This is a genomic window from Oceanisphaera sp. W20_SRM_FM3, from assembly GCF_052119705.1.
In the GTDB taxonomy this organism is placed as follows: Bacteria; Pseudomonadota; Gammaproteobacteria; order Enterobacterales; family Aeromonadaceae; genus Oceanimonas.
The window spans coordinates 24905-44328 of sequence record NZ_JBGQOP010000018.1; the positions used below are offsets into that span (position 1 = coordinate 24905).

General features: G+C 53.5%; 12 protein-coding genes. 1 reads left to right on the forward strand and 11 read right to left on the reverse strand.

Going from position 1 to position 19424, the window contains the following annotated elements; genetic code table 11:
* Positions 1–172: 172 nt before the first annotated feature.
* The 10 genes from pbpC to lptM form a co-directional block, all read right to left on the reverse strand.
* Entirely contained in the window at positions 173–2227 is a 2055-nt protein-coding gene (pbpC, locus tag ACEN2G_RS10405; protein WP_442021453.1) for a penicillin-binding protein 1C, read from the reverse strand.
* Positions 2227–7776: an alpha-2-macroglobulin family protein gene (locus ACEN2G_RS10410; protein WP_442021427.1), complete on the reverse strand. Its 5550-nt coding sequence runs from the start codon at positions 7774–7776 to the stop codon at positions 2227–2229. The genes pbpC and ACEN2G_RS10410 overlap by 1 nt, the downstream gene beginning before the upstream one ends.
* Before the next feature lie 451 nt (positions 7777–8227).
* Complete coding sequence (locus tag ACEN2G_RS10415; protein WP_442021428.1) at positions 8228–8611, reverse strand: hypothetical protein; 384 nt, start codon at positions 8609–8611, stop codon at positions 8228–8230.
* 364 nt (positions 8612–8975) lie between these two features.
* The gene (gene uvrD / locus ACEN2G_RS10420) at positions 8976–11144 is read right to left on the reverse strand and encodes a DNA helicase II (protein WP_442021429.1); all 2169 of its coding nucleotides are present in this window, start codon (positions 11142–11144) and stop codon (positions 8976–8978) included.
* 148 nt (positions 11145–11292) lie between these two features.
* Positions 11293–12000 (reverse strand): HAD-IA family hydrolase, encoded by a 708-nt coding sequence (locus tag ACEN2G_RS10425; protein WP_442021430.1) that lies wholly within the window; start codon positions 11998–12000, stop codon positions 11293–11295.
* A gap of 223 nt (positions 12001–12223) precedes the next feature.
* The gene (gene xerC / locus ACEN2G_RS10430) at positions 12224–13177 is read right to left on the reverse strand and encodes a tyrosine recombinase XerC (RefSeq protein ID WP_442021431.1); all 954 of its coding nucleotides are present in this window, start codon (positions 13175–13177) and stop codon (positions 12224–12226) included.
* Positions 13164–13904, reverse strand: coding sequence for a DUF484 family protein (locus ACEN2G_RS10435; RefSeq protein WP_442021432.1), 741 nt, complete (start codon positions 13902–13904; stop codon positions 13164–13166). Before ACEN2G_RS10435 ends, xerC begins: the two co-directional genes overlap by 14 nt.
* Positions 13901–14728, reverse strand: coding sequence for a diaminopimelate epimerase (gene dapF / locus ACEN2G_RS10440; RefSeq protein ID WP_442021433.1), 828 nt, complete (start codon positions 14726–14728; stop codon positions 13901–13903). The genes ACEN2G_RS10435 and dapF overlap by 4 nt, the downstream gene beginning before the upstream one ends.
* A gap of 9 nt (positions 14729–14737) precedes the next feature.
* On the reverse strand, positions 14738–15994 hold the full coding sequence (gene lysA, locus ACEN2G_RS10445) for a diaminopimelate decarboxylase (RefSeq protein WP_442021434.1): 1257 nt from the start codon (positions 15992–15994) through the stop codon (positions 14738–14740).
* 11 nt (positions 15995–16005) lie between these two features.
* A complete protein-coding gene (gene lptM / locus ACEN2G_RS10450) occupies positions 16006–16221 on the reverse strand; it encodes an LPS translocon maturation chaperone LptM (protein ID WP_442021435.1) in 216 nt (71 codons plus the stop codon).
* Between lptM and cyaY the strand changes: the two genes are divergently transcribed.
* A complete protein-coding gene (cyaY, locus tag ACEN2G_RS10455; RefSeq protein ID WP_442021436.1) occupies positions 16201–16512 on the forward strand; it encodes an iron donor protein CyaY in 312 nt (103 codons plus the stop codon). The genes lptM and cyaY overlap by 21 nt on opposite strands.
* A 278-nt stretch (positions 16513–16790) precedes the next feature.
* Here the strand turns inward: cyaY and ACEN2G_RS10460 are convergent, their stop codons facing one another.
* Positions 16791–19295: a class I adenylate cyclase gene (locus ACEN2G_RS10460; RefSeq protein ID WP_442021437.1), complete on the reverse strand. Its 2505-nt coding sequence runs from the start codon at positions 19293–19295 to the stop codon at positions 16791–16793.
* Positions 19296–19424: the final 129 nt, after the last annotated feature.

A 19424-nucleotide genomic window follows, 5' to 3' on the forward strand; every position in this document is an offset into this window, starting at 1 on the left:
CTGGGATAAGCTCGAAAAGTGAGAATATCTTTTTATGGTAAGGGCTCACCTGCTGATGATCTGGTGTTTGGCCTTTACCATTAAAGTCATGTTCAGATTTGGTCTCTATTTTTTCGTGGGTTTAGCGGGTTTCGTTGCAAAAATGCTCTTAATCTTTTATCTAAAATAAAAATCAGCGCAATCTGACTTTGGCCTGTGCAGATTGGCCCTTGCTGTCGATGACCGACAGTTCCACAAAGCCCGGGCCCGGCATCTTGACTAGCTGGTCTCGCCCGCGGGCGCTGACCACTATCGGCTTGCCATCGGCTAACCAAGTGAAGGGGCCAACGCCGCCACGCACCCGCAATAAGATGCCTTCAGCCATCAGCTCGACCTCGGCGCCATCGGGCGGAAAATCTACCTTAGGGGCACCGGCGGCGGCAAAGGCACCAAAGCGGGGCCGAAACTTGCGCAACGGTTGCGGCAAGCTGGCATTGGCGACCATTAAGGTGGATGGCGGCGGTAATGGTAAAGGATCGAGTTTACGTTTCACCCGAGCAAAGGCTTGAAACAACAGCGGTGCCGCTAAGTCTGCGCCAAACACGCCGGGCACTGGCGTGCCGTCGGCTCGGCCCATCCAAACGCCGATCACATGAGTGCCATCGAAACCGATGGCCCACGCATCTCTGTGGCCGTAGCTGGTACCGGTTTTATAGGCTAAGCGGTTTACCGGCGTACCGATTGGCGGCGCCACGCCCGACAAAATATTCCCCACTTGCCACGCCGCCACCGCCGACATTACCCGCAAGCCTGGCGCATCTTTATCCGCGGATTGCTGAGTGAAATGCAAGGGTCGCGCCACGCCGCCGCGCGCTAGGGTGGCATACAAGCCCACCATATCTTCTAGGCTCACGCCCACGCCACCCAGTGCCACGGCTAGGCCTGGTTTGCCGCCCGGCACTCGCGCCGTTACGCCGGCGCGACGTAATCCTGCCATTAACTTGGCCGGCCCCAGCGCATCGGTGAGCGCCACCACGGGCAGATTGAGCGACAGCTGCAGCGCATCACGAATGCGCACTTCGCCACGAAAAATTTTGTCGAAGTTTTGTGGGGCATAACCGCCAAAGTCCATGGCTCTGTCTTCGATTAAGGTTTCGGGATGCGCCAAACCTTCATCAAACGCCAAGCCATAGACTAAGGGCTTTAAGGTGGAGCCTGGGCTGCGCACGGCGCGGGTCATATCGACGAAGCCTAAGCGGGCATCGGCCCGATACGCCGCCGAGCCTACCGAGGCCAACATCTCGCCGCTTTTATGTTCAGCGACCACTATGGCGACCTGTAGCCGATCGCCATGGGCGACCACCGCTTGGGCGGCTAATTCTTGGAGGCGAATTTGTAAGGCGGCATCTAGCGTGGTGTGGTGCCATTGCGTGCTGGGTGCCGCCGCTACTATGCGATCCGCTAAGTGCGGTGCCAGCGCCGGAAACGCTTGGCGGCGGGCAGGTATAGCTTCTCGCTTAGCCGCTTGCGCTTGCTCGGCTTGAATCACCCCAGCCGTAACCGCCAGTGCCAGCACTTTTTCGCGCGCAAGCGCCGCGGCTTTGGGGGAGCGGTCGGGTCGACGGCCTTCTGGCGATTGGGGCAAGGCGACTAACAGTGCGGCTTGCGCTGTGGTTAAGCGCTTAGGCTCCTTGCCAAAATAAGCCAAAGACGCGGCGCGTACGCCTTCAAGATTGCCGCCATAAGGTGCCACTTGATAATACAATTGTAAAATCTGCGCCTTAGTTAAGCGGCGCTCAAGCGCCAGTGCGACCCGTGCTTGGCGCAGTTTGCCCTTGAGTTGGCCGGTGCCGCTGTCTTCTAATAAGCGCGCCACTTGCATGGTCAAGGTTGAGCCGCCCGACACCAAGCGCTGCTGGCGTGCCGCTTGCACTATCGCCCGTAATATGGCCCGCAGGTCGACGCCGTTATGACTGTAAAACCGCTTATCTTCATAGGCGACCAGCATGGCGGTGAAGTTTGGGTCTACGGCATCAGGCGATACTGCCATGCGCCAGCGGCCGTCCGCTACCGTGTAAGCCCGTAGCAGGCGGCCATCTCGGGCTTGCACTTCAACCGAGGTGGCAACACTTAAGTTAGGTAACTCAGTGGCGGCCACCCAAGCCGCAAACGCTTCAACGGCAAACCAGAGCACCAGCGCCAAGGTCAGCGGAGAAGCTAAAGCCGATAATCGCCAACCCCGTGTCATCACTCGGCTATGATCACGCGGCCCGCCGCGGTTTGGGCGCGGTAATTGGGTCGATACATGTCTTCAACTGAGGCAGCCGGATGATGGAAGCTACCTGGTGACACGGCGCGCACCACATAAGCGAGGCGCAGGGTATTGCTGCCAGACCAATCCACTTGGGCAATAAAGCGGTCTTGGCGAAATTCGGTATGCTCGGTATCTTCTCGCACATCCAGCCAATCCAGCCCACCCACTTCGCCACCGCGCAACTCTCCACTACGCAACAAGTTCGGGTTATCAATCTCAAAACCCGCAGGCAGTGGATCCGCCATTATTAAGCGCGACTCCGCCTTACCAAAGGGCTCGATTTCTAAGATGACCACCATGCGGTCACCGGCTTTTACGCCAGCATCTAAGTTAATCGGCTCACCCGTCATGGTGAAATAGTGTCGGTTAATCGCATAGCCATTGCCCGTGGCAGGCCCCGGCACTTTAGGTACGCCATAAGTGGTCAGCGTCAGCGTGTTCGGCTTAGCTGATCCATTGCTGACCGTTAGCGCCTTGCTGTCTTCAGACAAGTCTTCAGGCAAGTCCACACCGGCTTTTAGCACTCGCACTAAGGGGCCGTCTACTGGGCTGCCGTTTAAGGTAATGCCCTCATTTCCCGGTTGCCCAATCAAGGCGTGAGCGGCCAGCAAGGTCCAGCTGGCTTCTTGGGTCGATAAGGTATTGCCATTGGCACGCAAGGCGAGCGCCAGCGCTTCGGTATCCAGCGCATTTGATTTGGCTTCTGCCGCCAAGGTCAGCACACCGGCCACATCGCGGCGACGACTGCCGTAATCGGTGCGATAAATCTGTACCTCATCCAGTGACTGATACCCCTTAATTCGCTTACCTGCCTTAGTAAACATGGCATCGGCGCGCTTTTGATCGCCATAGCTAGCCAAGGCCGCCCCCAATTGCGCCTGAGCCATAGGCGTGGCGAAGGCATCGCCTTTCACATCGGCGTAGTAGCGCAAGTCGCCTATGGTGGCCGCCCCTTCGCGGGCCAACACCATAAGCGCATAGGCCAGCGCCTCGCCGCCCTTATCAAAATCGGCGGTATAGTTGACGCGATTGCGCAAGTTATCGAGCGCCGAACGGAACGCCAGATCCGGCACCTCATGGCCTTGCGTCTTAGCGCGACTCAAAAAATCGGTCACGTAGGCATCCAACCAAAAATCCCCTGAGCTAGGCCCCCACAAGCCAAAGCCGCCCTCTGAGCTTTGATTGGTTAGCACTTCACTCACGGCCCCCTTGATACGACTAGAGAGCTTATCCGCGCCCTTCAGCTGCATGGTCTTGGCCACCTCATCGAAGTACAGCAAGGGCAGCGTTTGCGATGTCACTTGCTCGGTGCAACCGTAAGGATAACGATCTAGAGATGCCAGCAGCCCGGGCACATCTAGCCGCGCTATGGGGCCCACCGCCAGCGTGGCCAAGCCAGAGCCGGCGATAAAATCGCTAAAGGCGGTTTGGTCGAGCGTAAAGCTATCGCCTGCGGCCAGCTCTAAACGCTGAGTGTTCGCCACTTCTGGAGCGCCACTTTGTACCGGGAGCCGCAACTCTTTGGTTAACTGCTTGCCGTCGGGCGTAGTTAAGTTAACCGTCACGCTTTGTAGCCCCTCGGCCGTGGCCGTGATCGGCACCGAAAATTTCGCCTTGCCGCCTTTGGCTAGCTCAAATTCCTTAGGCACCTCCCCTAACGTCAAGCCAGTAGCGGACTCTGTCGTCGATGTTGTCGATATGGTTAAACCCATCTTGCCTGCAGGGCCAGTAGCATGGATCACTTCCAGCAGCATACGACTCTGGTCATTGGGCGCCATAAAGCGCGGTATTGATGCGGTAACCACCACAGGATCGCGCACCAATACTTCGGCGTCGGCTTGGCCGACACCGGTTTTGCTCCATACCACCGCCATTATCTTAACCGTGCCGTTAAAGGACGGCATTTCAAAGGTGGCGCGGGCGTAACCGTCTTTATCGACCTGAACAGGGCCACTAAAGTAGGCCACTAATTCTTCGGTCGGCGGTGGCGCTTGCATGCGTGCTTGGCCGGCCGCATCGCCACCGGAGCGCACAGTGCCAGCTGCGCCACTTAGGCCATCGATTAAACGGCCATATAAGTCACGCATGCCCACGCCCAACTTGCGCTGGCCAAAGTAATGACCTTTGGGATCTGGGGATGTAAAGGCGGTGAGGTTTAAAATGCCGACATCCACGGCGGCAATAGTGGCATACGCAGTTTCACCACGGGCGACACCTGCCACCTTAATCGCCACATTCATAGGGCCACGAGGCGCCACTTCGGCCGACACTTTCACGGCGGCACTCAATGCCTTATTGCCTGGCGCTACGCTGGCGTGAGCCAAACCTAAGGCGCGGGCCGGATTGCGCCCCGCCGCCACGTCCATCGGCCTAAGCACAGTCGCCGACACATAGACGCCTGTGCCCCACTCGTCGGTTACATCCAACTTGATGGTGTTTTCGCCGGCCTTGACGTCCACCACTTTCATGGCGACTAAGCGGTTGGATAATACATAGACCAGCGCCTTGCCTGCGGCTCGCGGCACTATCCGTAATTGGGCCACGTCACCGGATTTATAGGCCGACTTATCCAAGGATAATTCCAGCGTATCTGGGGTTGAGGTCACGTCTGCCGGCGCATACCAGCCCGCGTAAAAACGGCTGGAGGTGGCCGCATCGCCACCGTCCGCTTGACGCACCACCAACTCGTATTCGCCCCAACTAACGGCGGCGGCTATCTCAACGGCGTCTGTTAAGTCGGCACGTCCGCTGCTAATTTGCTCACGGCTGCTCACCGGCTCCCAACGCCAGTTACCGTCTTCCTGATACCACTGATATTGGGTATTAATGCGTGATAACTCCCAAGTCACCGCCATGGGGGTGACTGACATAGCCGTGGCCGTTTCATCAAACCCTACGGCCAGCAGTGAGAAGCGCGCATCTGAGCCTTCTTTTACTACCTCATCGAATAAGGGTTTCACGCCTATCATAGCCGCACTCGGTTGCAAGGCGCGCGTCAGCTGGCGCTCGACCGGTCGGCCTGAGCCTTCAGCTACGCGCGCCACTACCGTCATTTCTAATGGCCGCAAGGGATCGGCCACATCGGGCAGGGTTAAGTTTATCTCGGCACGCCCTTTGGCATCGGTGCGGGTGCCGCTAAAGCTTTCCATTTGAGCTTGGAACGGCTCATCTGCCAAGCCAAACTGATAGCCGGGGTACGCCTTCAGCCCTTCAGTAGCACGCAAGGTAACGGAACCTTCCACACTCAAATCGGCACCCACGGCACCAAATAAGTATTTGGCATCCAGCGTCAGCTTGAGGGTATCGCCTAGGCGCACTGGGGTCTTGGGCAGGCTAAGGGTAAAGTCGATGCGCTCCGGTAAAAAGTCTTCCACTAAGAAAGTTTGCGTGGCTAATGCAGGTGCATCGAGATCCGCCTTTATCTCTAATCGCCACACGCCGCGTGGCGCGCTACCGGCTATCGGTAGTGCAAACACATGGCCGCCACTGCCGACGTCTTCTGCCACCACGCGGGAATACTCCACGCCGTCTGGGCGTTTCACTATGGCCGTTAAGGGCAGGCTCGCAATCGCCTTGGCATTGGCATCTCGACTAAGGGCCGTGGCATAAACCGTTTCACCGGCACGATAGGCACCGCGATCCGTGGTTAAGAACACATCTATGGGTGGCGCGGGTTCACGGCCCTCGACGCCCCGATCTGACAGGTCAAACTCGGGATCAGTGAGCGATAAGAAGGCCATATCCGCTGCGCCTTCTTTAGCGCTGCTTTCTTTGGCGACCACCATGGCTGGCGCCAGCGCGCCCACACCACGAGTCAGTGCCACAGGAAAACGGGCATAGCCTTGGTTATCTGTGGTGGCCGTGCCTAACACCTCGTTACTGCGGCTCAGTAGCTCTACCGCCACCTTAGACTTAGCCTCTGCCGTGCCTAAGCTGCGTACTACTACATGCAAACCGTCGGTGCCGCTTAAGGTACTAATGCCCAGATCTGAGACCACAAACCACTGCCAAGCGGGAGTCACGTCATAGCTTTCTTTGCCGGGCATGCTGGCGCGCAATACAAAAATTCCCGCGCCTTGGCCTGCCAAGGCTTCCGCCATCGGCAAGCGAGTGGTCATGTCGCGATTCACCTCCATGGCAAGCTCGGCATGGCCTTGCCAAATCTCGGCGCCCACTTGGCTAGAAAAATCCCCTTCACGCCAATAAGACATGGGCTCGCCAAAATATTCGCTTTGTATGGCGCGCAAGATATTGCGATCCGTGACTTTAAATAGCGTGAGTTCGGCCTTGGCCGTGTTCACCGCCTCAATGGGCAGCGCGGCGTCTTTGCCGACTTTGGGCAACACATAGGCGCGGCCCGGAAAACGCAAAGTTGGGCTGCGATCACGCACATAGGCGGTAATGGTCACCGGCTTAGTGGTGGTTTGGCCATCGGCGGCCGGAATGCCGGCTCTAAAAGTCAGGGTATAACGGGTGCCATGGCTCACGCCCTCTACGCACAGCATTTGTGCGCCCACTTTCTCTACCGTCAGGCCTTTGGCATCCAATTGCACAAATTTATCAAACGCCACGTCTGTCTTGGCTAAATCATCAGAAAATTGCGCACAAATGCGTGGCTGAGCGCTGTCCGATTGCACGTCGTGCTCGATCACCCTAAAGCCATATTTACCTATGGCTTCATCTAGGGCGGCTTGGGTGCTGGTGCGCTTTTCTATTTGCTGGGCGAGACGCAGTGCCGGCACCATTTCTAGGCCACGATCGCGGTCTTCTAAAATTTCCGCCAGTTGCACTAACAGGCGATGGCGTAAATCTGGGGTGTCGGCACGCAAATAGCCATTGATGGTGGCGAGCAACGCGCTTTGCTGTAATTCATTTTTTTTGCTGTCATCGCGCGCCGCGGCCCGGCGTAATAATCGGCCATATTCAGCCCAGTCTGAGGGCGCATCTGTCATATTTAAGGCAACACCTAGCCGTTCACTGGCGCGCAGCATATTGCCGCTGGCTTCTTCTTTCTCTGCCAGCACGACATAGTCGACAGCCGAGTTTTCGCGTGCAGGGTGGCGCACTGCAAGGCCAGTGGCAAATTCATAGGCTTGAGAAAGATCCGCGGCGCGCAAGAAACTCAACTCGCTGGCGCGAGTTTGCGCCACGGCGGTCGCATCAGGCGCGGCTTTTAATAGATAAGCGGAGATCGCATCGGCATAGGGTTGGGTTTCACCAAACTCGGCCTTTAAAAAACAGGAGCCGTTGCGCGTATTAAAGGTGATGGCGGCGCAGGCCGTGTTGCTAACGCAGGCTTTTTGGCAGCCGGCCAAGGTGGTATCAAGCTGCGAGGCCAGATCGCCGCCGGGCAAGTCCACGTCTTGGATCATCACGAAGCGCTGGGTGGGCACTAACTCTTCTGCGCTACTCATTTCAGACCAAGTTAGGCCCAGCACGGCGAGCAAAAGCGCACCTAATTTGATTCCGCGTCCATACGCCATTTCCACACTCCATCGACGGTGTTTTGCACTAAACCTAACCCTAACAAACGAGGCCGAGTTCCAAAATAAGTGGTTTCAATCCTGCCATGCAGCTTTGCTTAAAGCTAAGGTTTCTATTGTTTCTTGGCTACGTTAGTGGCGAACTTTAAATATGGATATTTGTTCATACTGCTCAGTATCTAGATCTAATCATTGATGTAGCGTTACACCAGTCTAATTAAAGAGTTGCTTGTTTAAGCAAGTCATAAAGATAGGCACCGCTCTTGTAGCCCCACGCTTTAGCTGTGGGTCCTGCGAAGCAGGATAGTTTAAACATTCCCGCTAAGACGGGAGTGCCAGCTAAAGCGGCACACTACAAAGACTGCACTGGTGGGCTTTAGGTGTTGGATTCCTCATTCCTATTCACAATACAGAGTAAGTAAATCTGACCCCTTAATATTACAGAATGGCGTTACTTAACTCGCGTGAAGATGCCAAGCGCCGAGCCTTGTTTTAAAAATAACGTTTCTTTATCAATAATTTTTAAGCTCATCTCTGTATCGGCAACTTTAAGCACTAGGTATTTTTCGTCATCTATCTCTCGCACCGAGATCTGGTCAAGCTGTTGCCTATCATCGCCAAAGGCAATGTAATTTGGGCCTATGGTAAACAGGCTCTGCTTATCTTTAACGGCAGTGTCCTGCTTTGTTCGTTCGCTCTCGGTCTCAGACTTAAGCTCGAACCTATATTGGCCCTCTAGATCGGCCACGCTGATACCTTTGCCACTATCGCCTTGGCTACAGGAGATTAACAACAAGCAGGCTAGCGCCAGCCATACCCTGTTTACGTTTTTCATCGGCATCATCTCCATCACCCACAGGATTAACACTAAGACGGTTAAGATTATGAATAAAATATTAGCCGATAGCGGTGAGACCCGAGCACAAACCTTAGCCAATAAAAAAGCACCGAGTTTAAGGCTCGGTGCTTTTTTATTTCGACTTCTAGCTGTCACTTAGTCACATCTTTTTATTGTTTTTAATGGCGATATTAGGCACCAGAGCTGGCTGTTGGCACTATCAACAGTCGACCTATCATAGGAAGAGGCGTGGGCATTGTCGGAGTCAACCGTCAAACGCCATGGACGGCATTTGCCGAGCGCCGTAGGGATACGGTTTAGCGCGTTGACGGAGACAAGCCTTCAGCCTCTTAGCACTTTCTTATAAAGCCTCTAACCGCGCATAGGCGGTCACCAGCCACTTGCTGCCGCTATCTTCAAAGTTTACTTGTACGCGGCTGTGATCGCCGGCGCCCTCATAATTTAACACCACGCCTTCGCCAAATTTCGGATGCATCACCCGTTGGCCTAAGCGAAAGCCGGTTTCGTTAAAGGTGTCTTGCACCCGATCTTGGCTGAAACGGCCATTGGGCATGGCGCGGCTCACCGAGGCTTTGAGGCGCACTTCGTCTAAGCAATCATGAGGCAGCTCTTTGATAAAGCGGCTGGGGCGATGAAACATTTCTTTGCCATACACACGGCGCGTTTCCGCATGGCTAATAAACAATTTGCTCATGGCGCGGGTCATGCCCACATAGGCTAAACGGCGCTCTTCTTCTAAGCGCTGGCTGTCTTCTGCGGACTGCTGGCTGGGGAACATGCCCTCTTCTACGCCCACCATAAACACCAGCGGAAATTCCAAGCCCTTGGCCGAGTGCAGCGTCATTAATTGCACTGCATCGTCAAACTGATCGGCCTGGCCTTCGCCTGCTTCTAATGCCGCGTGGGATAAAAACGCCGACAGCAAAGACATATCATCGTCTTCTGAAGGCGTAAATTGGCGAGTGGCACTCACCAACTCCTCTAAGTTTTCGACCCGTGCTTGGGCTTTTTCACCGCGCTCCGCCTGATACATGGCCTTTAGGCCGGACTGCTCGATCACGCGATCGGTTTGCACGTGCAAGGGCAGCTCGCGGGTTTCGTCTTCCAGTTGATTGATTAACGCCAAGAAGCGACTCACCGCCGAAGCGGCGCGGCCACTCAACACCTTTTCTTCAACTAATGCCCAAGCGGCCTGCCACAGCGTGACTTGCCTGTCTCGCGCCGCTTCGCGTACCAGACCCAGCGTGCGCTCGCCTATGCCACGGGTGGGCGTGTTGACGATACGCTCAAAGGCCGCTTCATCGCCGCGATTATTCATTAGCCGCAAATAACTAAGCGCGTCTTTAATTTCTTGGCGCTCGAAGAAGCGTAAGCCACCGTAAATGCGATAAGGCAGGCGCGCCTGAATCAGCGCCTCTTCTAACACTCGAGATTGAGCATTATTGCGATATAAAATCGCCACTTCGCTCAACACATTATCTTGTTGCTGCCATTGCTGAATTTGGCCTACCGCAAAGCGCGCTTCGTCCATCTCGTTATAGGCGCCATAGATAGATACCTTTTCGCCCGCTTCGCCCTCGGTCCACAGCTCTTTGCCCATGCGCTCGGTATTATTGGCAATCAGCGTATTGGCGGCCTTGAGAATAGTGGCGGTAGAGCGGTAGTTTTGCTCGAGACGAATGGTGGCAGAGCCCGGAAAGTCGCGCAAGAAACGGGCGATATTTTCCACCCGAGCGCCGCGCCAACCATAAATAGACTGGTCGTCATCGCCCACTATCATCACCCGCGCCTTAGTGCCGGCCAGCATCTGCAGCCACGCATATTGAATACTGTTGGTGTCTTGAAACTCATCCACCAAAATATGGCGAAATCTGTCTTGGTAATGGGCCAAAATATGCGGCTTATAGAGCCAGAGCTCGTGAGCACGCAGCAGTAATTCGGCAAAATCCACCAAACCCGCACGGTCGCAGGTATCTTGATATACCTGATAAATCCGCTGATAGGTTTGCTGAATAGGGTCGTGCAAAATTTGAATATCTTTTGCCCTTAGGCCTTCGTCTTTACGGGCATTAATAAAGCCCGCCACTTGGCGCGGCGCCCACTGTTTTTCATCCAGATTCATGCCCTTCAGAATACGGCGCAGTAAACGCAGCTGATCGTCTGAGTCCAGTATTTGAAAATCTTGGGGCAGATTGGCATCCAGATGATGGGCGCGCAGTAAACGATGGGCTAGGCCGTGAAAGGTGCCCAACCAAAGGCCAGACAGTCGACCACCCAGCAGTTGCTCAACCCGACCGCGCATCTCGGCGGAGGCTTTATTGGTAAAGGTCACCGCTAAAATTGCCGAGGCAGGCACGTTTTCTACCTGCATCAGCCACGCAATGCGATGCACCAGCACCCGAGTCTTGCCACTGCCGGCACCGGCCAGCACTAGCATATTCTGGGCGGGGGCGGCCACCGCCTCCCTTTGCTCGTCGTTCATGCCGTCAAGCAGGCTGGATACATCCATTACAACTCCTGAGTTTATTTAGATTTGCCGTTTAGAGGGAGGGGTGAGGCGTAAGACGTAATGCGTTAGCCATCAAGCTTAAGCGCTCACGGTGCGGTTTTCCCTCCTCACACTTTACCCCTTACCCCCTCACGGCACTTGCCGGGGATTATAACAGCTCTAGCATTTGCTCCAACCGTTCCAGCTCAACATGAGGTAAACACTGTAAATCGCAGGCTGAGCGCCCTTGGTCATTGAGCCAAATCGCTTGGCAACCCGCATGTACGGCACCTAAGACGTCGGTATTGATATGGTCACCAATGTGCAGAATTTCGCTTACCTGTACGCCCATTTGTTGGGCTAACAAATCAAACATATCGGCGGCGGGCTTCATGCGGCCATCAATACCGGCGCGTAATACCGTCTTAAAATAAGGCGCCAAGGCGGTGTGCTCTAGCGGCAGATTGCCGTTAGTGATCACGGCTAATTGATAGCGTTGGCCGAGTTCGGTTAACACGCGATGGCTGATTTGCGGCACTTCTATTTTGCCGCGCTCGGTTAAGAAGCCTTGATAAAACTCATTGGCCAAGGTGCAGGCTTCTATATCGGCGACACCTTGCTGGCGTAGGCCTTGGGTTAATACGCGCAGCCGCAATGCGCTTACATCGTGACTCAGCTCGGGCTCCAGCGCTAATATTTGGCGCTTAATATCGGCCAGATTATTCGCATCCAGCAAGGTGGATGCAGAGGAATGATGTTTTAGCGCCTGTAATAACCAAGCTTCGGCAGCCGTTATCACAGGCACGTTGTCATATAAGGTGTCGTCTAAGTCGAAGCTAATCACCTTGACCGGCATTAGTCGTTTATAAAAGCGCATAAAAATCCTCATATACAAAGCTGGAAGCGGTCAGCTATAAGCTGTCAGTTAAGGTCAATGCAACAACAATCCTGCTGCGTAGGACGCTCTTTGTAGGGGCCAATTTATTGGACCAAAAATCATAGCACCGCATACAATCGGTCGAATAAATTCAACCCTACAGGGACAACGGTTTGTATTTAGCTGATCGCTGACGGCTGAAAGCTTACGGCTGCCCGCAGGGCTAATTTTTATCGCGTTTCGCCCTAGGGTGGGCGTTGTCGTAGGCTTTGGCTAAATGTTGAAAATCCAGATGAGTATAAATCTGGGTGGTGGCCAAGTCGGCGTGGCCAAGTAGCTCTTGTACCGCGCGCAAGTCTCCGCTCGACTCCAGCATATGGGTGGCAAAAGAGTGGCGTAACTTGTGCGGGTGAATATGGCTAGATAACGACTGCTTACCACCCCATTCGGCCATGCGCAGCTGCACGCTGCGATGGCTGATGCGCCGCTGGCGTTGGCTCACAAACAAGGCAAACTGTTCGCCGCCGGCCAGTAGGTCGCGCACTTTAAGCCATTTTTCTAGCCATTCCAGCGCCATGCGGCCCACAGGTAAAATTCGCTCTTTGTTGCCTTTACCTATCACCCGTACTTGGCGCTCAGCAAACTGAATGTCACCCAAATTCAGGTCCACTAATTCTGCCAAGCGCAGACCAGAGGAATACATCAGCTCCATAATGGCGCGATCGCGAATCGCTAATGGGTCTGACTCATCGATATCCATCAGTTGGTGCAACTCATCGACATCGAGGTTTTTCGGTAACGGTCGGCCTTGCTTGGGCGCGCTCACGCCGCGCGCCGGATTAGCCTGCAGCTGACCTTGGATGATCAGCCAATCACAAAAACTGCGCAGCGCACTTAACTTGGTGGCGATAGAGCGCGGCGATAAGCCGCTTTTATGCATGCGCGTCGCTATGCCGCGCACATGATTGATAGTGAGCTCAGACCAGGCGCCCAATGATAGCTCGCCAAGCTGCTCTGCCATGGCCTTGAGGTTGCGGCCATAATTGCTGCGGGTATTAATGCTTAATTGGCGCTCGACGCGCAGATATTCGAGAAAATCTTCTATGGCCACCGTTAGCGCCGCCGTCTGCGCCATCCCTTCCACAGTGCGGCGACCTTGAGCGTCAGCGGCCGTCATTAGACTTAAACTCGGCGGCCACTAACTTAGGCAAGACTCGAGACACCAGATCGGCCAATTGGCAGATCAAAAAGGTATCCATATCTGAGCCATAGTGGCCCGCATCTGTACTGCCAAAGGCCAATAAACCTAACTCGCCCTTAGCGCCTAAACGGATCAGCGCGCAAGAATTCACCAGTGAGTCTTGGAACAAGCGCAACTTTTCTTCTTTGCCCAGTCGGCCTAAGTATTGGCCTTGGCTGGCCATGCGTTCGCGATACAAGCGCTCCAGCTGCTCGCCGTCTGGGCTAGCCGCATTAGGAAAAGCACGGCCATCCACAATGAGGCGCACCGCAGCAAGACGTAATTGCTCTTGCAAACACCGGCGCAGGCACAGCTCAAGTTCAGTTACCGTCGTGCATTCAAATATCCGGGGCATTAGATCCATGTACACCCGAAAAATACGCTCATTTTCGCCGGCGACCGTTAGCAGACCGGTAATGTCATCTTCCAGCTCATAGATGCGTAGTTTTTGCTGCTCAAGCTTGGCCTCCACGAAAGACACACTGCCGCGTTCTTGATGAGGTACGCGCAGTTGCGCCAATAAGCCGCGTTGGCGAGCAAAAAAGTCCGGCTCCGCTTGTAGGTAATCGACAATATGCCCATCGCTCAGGCCTAGTTCAGTTGCTAGCTCAGGTTCAACCGCTAACATGGGCTCGGCTAAGGTGGCGCCGACTGTTTTGCTCATAAATTAGTTTGTCCATCAAATACATGATCGGCTGTGCCCGTCATATACACCGGCTTGCCCGGGCCTTGCCAAGCAATGCTTAGGCTACCGTGAGCAAAGTGTACTTGCACCCGATCGCTAAGTTTACCCCAGTAGACGCCCATCACGACGGCGGCGCTGGCGTTGCTGCCACTGGCTAACACCTTACCGGCATTCGCACTATAGCTGCTTAGCTTAATTTCCCGACCATTTAGCACTTGCATAAAACCCACGTTCACTTGATTGGGAAAACGCTCATGGCTTGCCAATTCGGGGCCTAAGGCCGCCACCAAGTCGCTGCTAATGTCGTCCACTTCTACGATGCACTGCGGGTTACCCACAGACACCACGCCGCAGAGCACGGTTTGTATTGTGGAGGGTACTAAATAGGTTTTTTCGGCCTTTTGCGCCTTAAAGGGGATCTTGGCGGGGTCAAATTCTGGGATACCCATATTGACCGTCACCTGATTATCTTTTTCTAGGGTCAGCGTGACATGACCGTTTTGAGTGCTCACGCTGATGCGATCTTTATAGGTTAAGCCTTTAAGTCGCACAAAACGGGCCAGGCAACGAGCGCCATTGCCGCACTGCTGCGACTCGCTGCCATCGGCATTAAAAATACGATAGTGAAAATCCAGATCCGGATCGTAAGGTGGCTCAACCAGCAGCAGCTGATCGAACCCCACACCAAAATGACGATCGGCTAATTGCCGAATCACCTCGGGATTAAAAAATACCTTCTGCGTGATGCCGTCGACCACCATAAAGTCGTTGCCGAGGGCCTGCATTTTGGAAAAATGGATCACAAATTCCCCTTAGGCCTCGGGCAGCAGATGCTCACCCAGCCACAAGTCGGTGAGTTGTTCACGCTCACGCACGACAGTGGCAATATCGCCATCAACCATAATTTCCGCGCCTCTGGGGCGGCTGTTGTAATTAGACGCCATCACAAAGCCATAAGCACCGGCAGAACGCACCGCCAGCAGGTCGCCTTCGGTGATCGCCAATTCACGGTCTTTACCGATAAAGTCACCGGTTTCACAAATTGGCCCCACTACGTCATAAATGGCAGATGGGCGTTCTAGGGTGCTATCTACCGGTATAATAGCCTGCCAAGCGCTGTATAAGGCTGGGCGAATTAAGTCATTCATGGCCGCATCGACGATGGCGAAGCTTTTCGCTTCTCCGGGCTTTAAGTGTTCAACGCGAGTCAGTAACACACCGGCGTTAGCGGCTATGGCGCGGCCAGGTTCAAAGACCAGCGTTAGCTCGCGACCTTGCAACTTGGCCTTCAGTTGCTTGACGTATTCTTTTGGCTCGGGTGGCGTTTCATTGTCGTAACGTACGCCCAAACCACCGCCCACATCTAAATGCTTGATGTGAATGCCGTCTGCGGCCAGCGCGTCTATCAGCACTAACAACTTATCGACCGCTTCCAAGAATGGCGCCACTTCGGTGAGTTGCGAGCCGATGTGGCAATCTAGACCGTGAATGCTTAAGTTTTTCATCTGGGCCGCTTGACGGTAAATGTCTTGGGCTTGCTCGATAGGAATACCAAACTTATTTTCTTTAAGGCCGGTCGAGATATAAGGATGCGTACCGGCGTCTATATCTGGGTTTACGCGGATTGAAATCGGTGCGGTACGGCCCATACGGCCGGCAACCTCGTTGATACGGCTAAGTTCTGCGACAGATTCCACGTTAAAGCAGAAGATGTTTTGCTCGAGCGCAAACTCGATTTCATCAACGCGCTTGCCCACGCCAGAAAAGACCACTTTAGAAGCATCGCCACCGGCGGCCAGCACGCGGCACAGCTCACCCTTAGAGACGATATCGAAGCCTGAACCCAAACGCGCCAGCACGTTGAGCACAGCCAAGTTAGAGTTGGCTTTTACCGCGTAGCAAATCAGGTGCGGAAAATCACCCGCGGCTTGGTCGAAGGCATGCCAATGGCGCTCCAAGGTAGCGCGAGAATAAACATATAACGGAGTGCCGTATTGCTCGGCCAACGTGCTTAAATCGCAGGCTTCACCGTAAAGACGGCCATCAATCTGATAATTAAAATAATCCAAGGTGTATTCCTTTACGACTGTTTAAGGTGAGAGGGTTGCTGTTCAGTTTCGGGTAAGGTTAGCGGCCCTTTCAGACCACATGCCGACAAACTTAGGCATAATGCTATCAATGTGGTTAACTTGAATATCTTCATAGGATGACTGTGCTTATGTTTACAGACTCTTATAATCTCATTCATATTCTCAAAAGCAATAGGAAGCAGATCATGAAAGACAGTGAGTTTCATGCCTTGGCTGACGCCATCTACCAACACATTGAAACCAGTATCGATAACAGTGGTGTCGATATTGACTGCGAAACCATAGGCGGCGTTATGACGCTGACCTTTGAAAACAACATTAAATTCGTGATAAATCGCCAAGAGCCGCTGCATCAAATTTGGCTAGCGACTCGCGAAAATGGCCATCATTTTGCCCTAAAAGACGATAAATGGATCGATAATCGTCAAGGTCACGAGTTACTGAGCTGGCTGAGCCTGCAGGCGCAGCGCCAAGGCGAAACTGAACTGGCGCTGTAAATTTTAAAGACTAAAAATGTATTTGCCACGGAAGAACACGGAATCCACAGAAAAGTTCGCGTGCGACAAGAGCCAAAGATATTAAATGGTAAGGGCTCGCTTCGTTCAGGCTGGGTGCTTTGGCTCGTCCGCTTTACGCTTCACCCTTCACTGGTTTTAGTCAGACCTGATCCTTATTATTCCGTGTTCGTCCGTGACTCTCGAAAAAAGAAGCGTGGCAAAAACAGCTCTAGTCTTGAGTCTTGGTTTTCGCCCTTGGTTTGGCTTATCGCTTCAGTTTACGGCTCCCCGAAGGGACAGGCCTCGGCTCGGCCCTCTTTTACCGTCTTGTAGGGCAACACTTTTTGCCTACCTTGCTGCTCCACTATCTCGTAATACTGGGGCAGATTAAAATGTGCGAAGCGGCTTTGACCGGCAACTTGCTGGTTAGAAGCGTAAAAGCGGTTAATGCTTTGTACTAACTCATCTTTACTGCCCGCCACCTGCCGATATACCTCGACGCGATTCGCCTCATCCAAAATATACAGATTGTAGTCTTCGCCGCTGTCTTCAAAGAAAAATTGCATCAAGCCTTCACTGGCATACACATCGACGATTTCTGGTACCGGCTTGCCTTGCTGTGGGTCAAGCTGCACCGTCTCCATGCTTTCGGCTGAGCGGTCGGATAACAGCGTAAACTCAGGTACTTCTTGTTTTTGTACGCTCACGCCGCGGCGTTCGAAGAAGATATCGTGCTCCGCCTTACCTAAGCGCAACGTTTTGACCGTGCTCTCTTGATCTCGCGTCAACCGCAGGCCGATGCATTCTTTCATTAACAATTCGAAGCGAGTGCGGATCAAGATGCGGAAGTTCTGACTGTAGCAAAACACCTGCACACTTTCTGGCGGCGTGGCGCCTTGGTGCATCTTGCCTAAGATAGCCGTTAAGGCATCTAATACCGCGCCCTCACCACTAAAGTTTAAGGAGCGAATTTCATCCCAGGAGTTGCGATACAAAACATCAATCGAGCCGATCAGATTTTCTCTTTGCTGACCGAAGCTAAAAGGATCGCTGGTTTTAGTGGTAAATTGAATGGCACGGCTGCGCCACAGAGCGGTGGGATCGTGTTCTAGATTCAGAAAGATAGCCAACTCACGCACTTCACAAGGTCGGCTAAGCGCCAAGTTGCTGGGTGCGGGGGCGCGTACCGGGAAGAAGTTCGCTAGATCGCGGCTAAATTCCTGCAAATGTGCCAAGTTCACGTCTGTATCTTGATTAAACAGCGCCAGCTCAGTATCTGCGTTAAGCAGGCCATTAAAATGCGCCCAAGCCACTAACTTGCTGGCATAGCGGCTATGCTCCAACGGCTGATGACCAATCAGCTCAAGGGCGTTAAGCCCTTGCTTATACAGATACCAGCCAGCCTCGTGCGCTCGACCTTTGGGCACTTGTACCAAGCTGATATTAGGTTCAGATAAGTCCGGCGCTATGCTCAAGTTAAGCAGCTGCACCTTGCCCGGTAAACTCTCGAAGGCGGCGTATAACTTGCGCGATAAGATGCCGATATCTTCTGGGTTTATAGACTCACTGATGCGATTACGCTGGGCAAATTGGATTAAATTACGGTAGCTGAGCATCAAGGCTTCGAGCAGCTCTTTATAAGCCAGCCGTACCTGCTCTACCTTCCAGTGGTCGCGATTATTGAGCAGTGTTACCTTATCTGCCGACCATCCCCAAGCCGTAATTAAGCACTCAATCTGTTCACGTCGCTTGGCATAGCGATCCTGACTTACATCTATGCCTTGGGACACTTTCAAATAGAAACAACGCCTCACTAAGTCCAGTCGCTTTTCATCATTGATGGACGTTAGATAACTGGTCACCTTTTCCAACATCAACAAATAGTGATCTTGGCGCTCATCCAGCTGGTCTGCTTCTTGTAAGTGCGCCTTTAAATCCCGACACAACAACTGAGTATCCGGATATTCATGGGAGTAGGCTTCCATGAGGATAGTTTTCAGCACCGCTTTATAAGGTGAGTCGATACTCTTATAGAGCTGCCACAGCGCAGAGCCAAAATATTCTTCTGCCGGAATGCGCGCAAAGCCGCCTAAATCCAGCCATTCATCATGATTTAGGGTGCCGTTGGCAAATTGCTCCGCCACAAAGTTGTCGTAGCGCGGGCCTAAACCACCGGGTGCAAACATCCACACTAGGCGTTTACCGGCTATGACTAAATGACTGCGATAAAATTCGTCTAGCAGTAACAAGTGCTGGGCGCTGCCACAGCTTTCGCCTTGCACCGACTGCTGATTGTCGGTACGAAACTTGTTATCTGGAATAAGGAATAGATTCAGCTCAACTTTACGTTGCGCGGCCCACTGCGAGATAAGCAGGCATTTTTGCTGCAGCCAAGCCACCCGTTCGGGGGCTAAGGCATGGGAATAGCACACCCAGACATCGAGATCTGAGTCCAGACTTTGGCCGATAGAAGAAGTACTGCCCATGCAATACAGACCAAAAATTTCGTTTTGACCGGATGCTAAGCCTTGATGACCGTTAGCCGCTTGGCATAAGTCGTCAATAAACTCTTGTTGACGCTCGTTCGGTAGAAATTGGCACACACCCGCAGGCACATCACCCGGTACGAAACCGGGCAACAGAGGGTGATGGTAATGCAGCAACACCGGCAGTAGTTGAAAGACCTGCTGCCCGTAACGGCTCATGACCTCGAGGGCATGGGCTTGTTTTTGCTCATTAAACTGATCACATCGCGCTAAGTGCTGATGAAAATTCGTGTGCAAAGTACCGGCCTTTGGTGGACCACACAGACCCAAATCGAGTCAAAAGTGTGATCATGGTAACAATTTGGCAATAGATGAACAATATATGTCGCCGCTATCCAGCCCAAGATCAGACCTAAGCGGCTTTGC

Bases quoted from the DNA above. Each gene is read 5' to 3' on its own strand.
- ACEN2G_RS10425 (WP_442021430.1), bottom strand. From the start codon at position 12,000: ATGCGCTTTTATAAACGACTAATGCCGGTCAAGGTGATTAGCTTCGAC.
- pbpC (WP_442021453.1), bottom strand. From the start codon at position 2,227: ATGACACGGGGTTGGCGATTATCGGCTTTAGCTTCTCCGCTGACCTTG.
- ACEN2G_RS10410 (WP_442021427.1), bottom strand. From the start codon at position 7,776: ATGGCGTATGGACGCGGAATCAAATTAGGTGCGCTTTTGCTCGCCGTG.
- cyaY (WP_442021436.1), top strand. From the start codon at position 16,201: ATGAAAGACAGTGAGTTTCATGCCTTGGCTGACGCCATCTACCAACAC.
- lptM (WP_442021435.1), bottom strand. From the start codon at position 16,221: ATGAAACTCACTGTCTTTCATGATCTGCTTCCTATTGCTTTTGAGAAT.
- uvrD (WP_442021429.1), bottom strand. From the start codon at position 11,144: ATGGATGTATCCAGCCTGCTTGACGGCATGAACGACGAGCAAAGGGAG.
- ACEN2G_RS10435 (WP_442021432.1), bottom strand. From the start codon at position 13,904: ATGAGCAAAACAGTCGGCGCCACCTTAGCCGAGCCCATGTTAGCGGTT.
- ACEN2G_RS10415 (WP_442021428.1), bottom strand. From the start codon at position 8,611: ATGAAAAACGTAAACAGGGTATGGCTGGCGCTAGCCTGCTTGTTGTTA.
- xerC (WP_442021431.1), bottom strand. From the start codon at position 13,177: ATGACGGCCGCTGACGCTCAAGGTCGCCGCACTGTGGAAGGGATGGCG.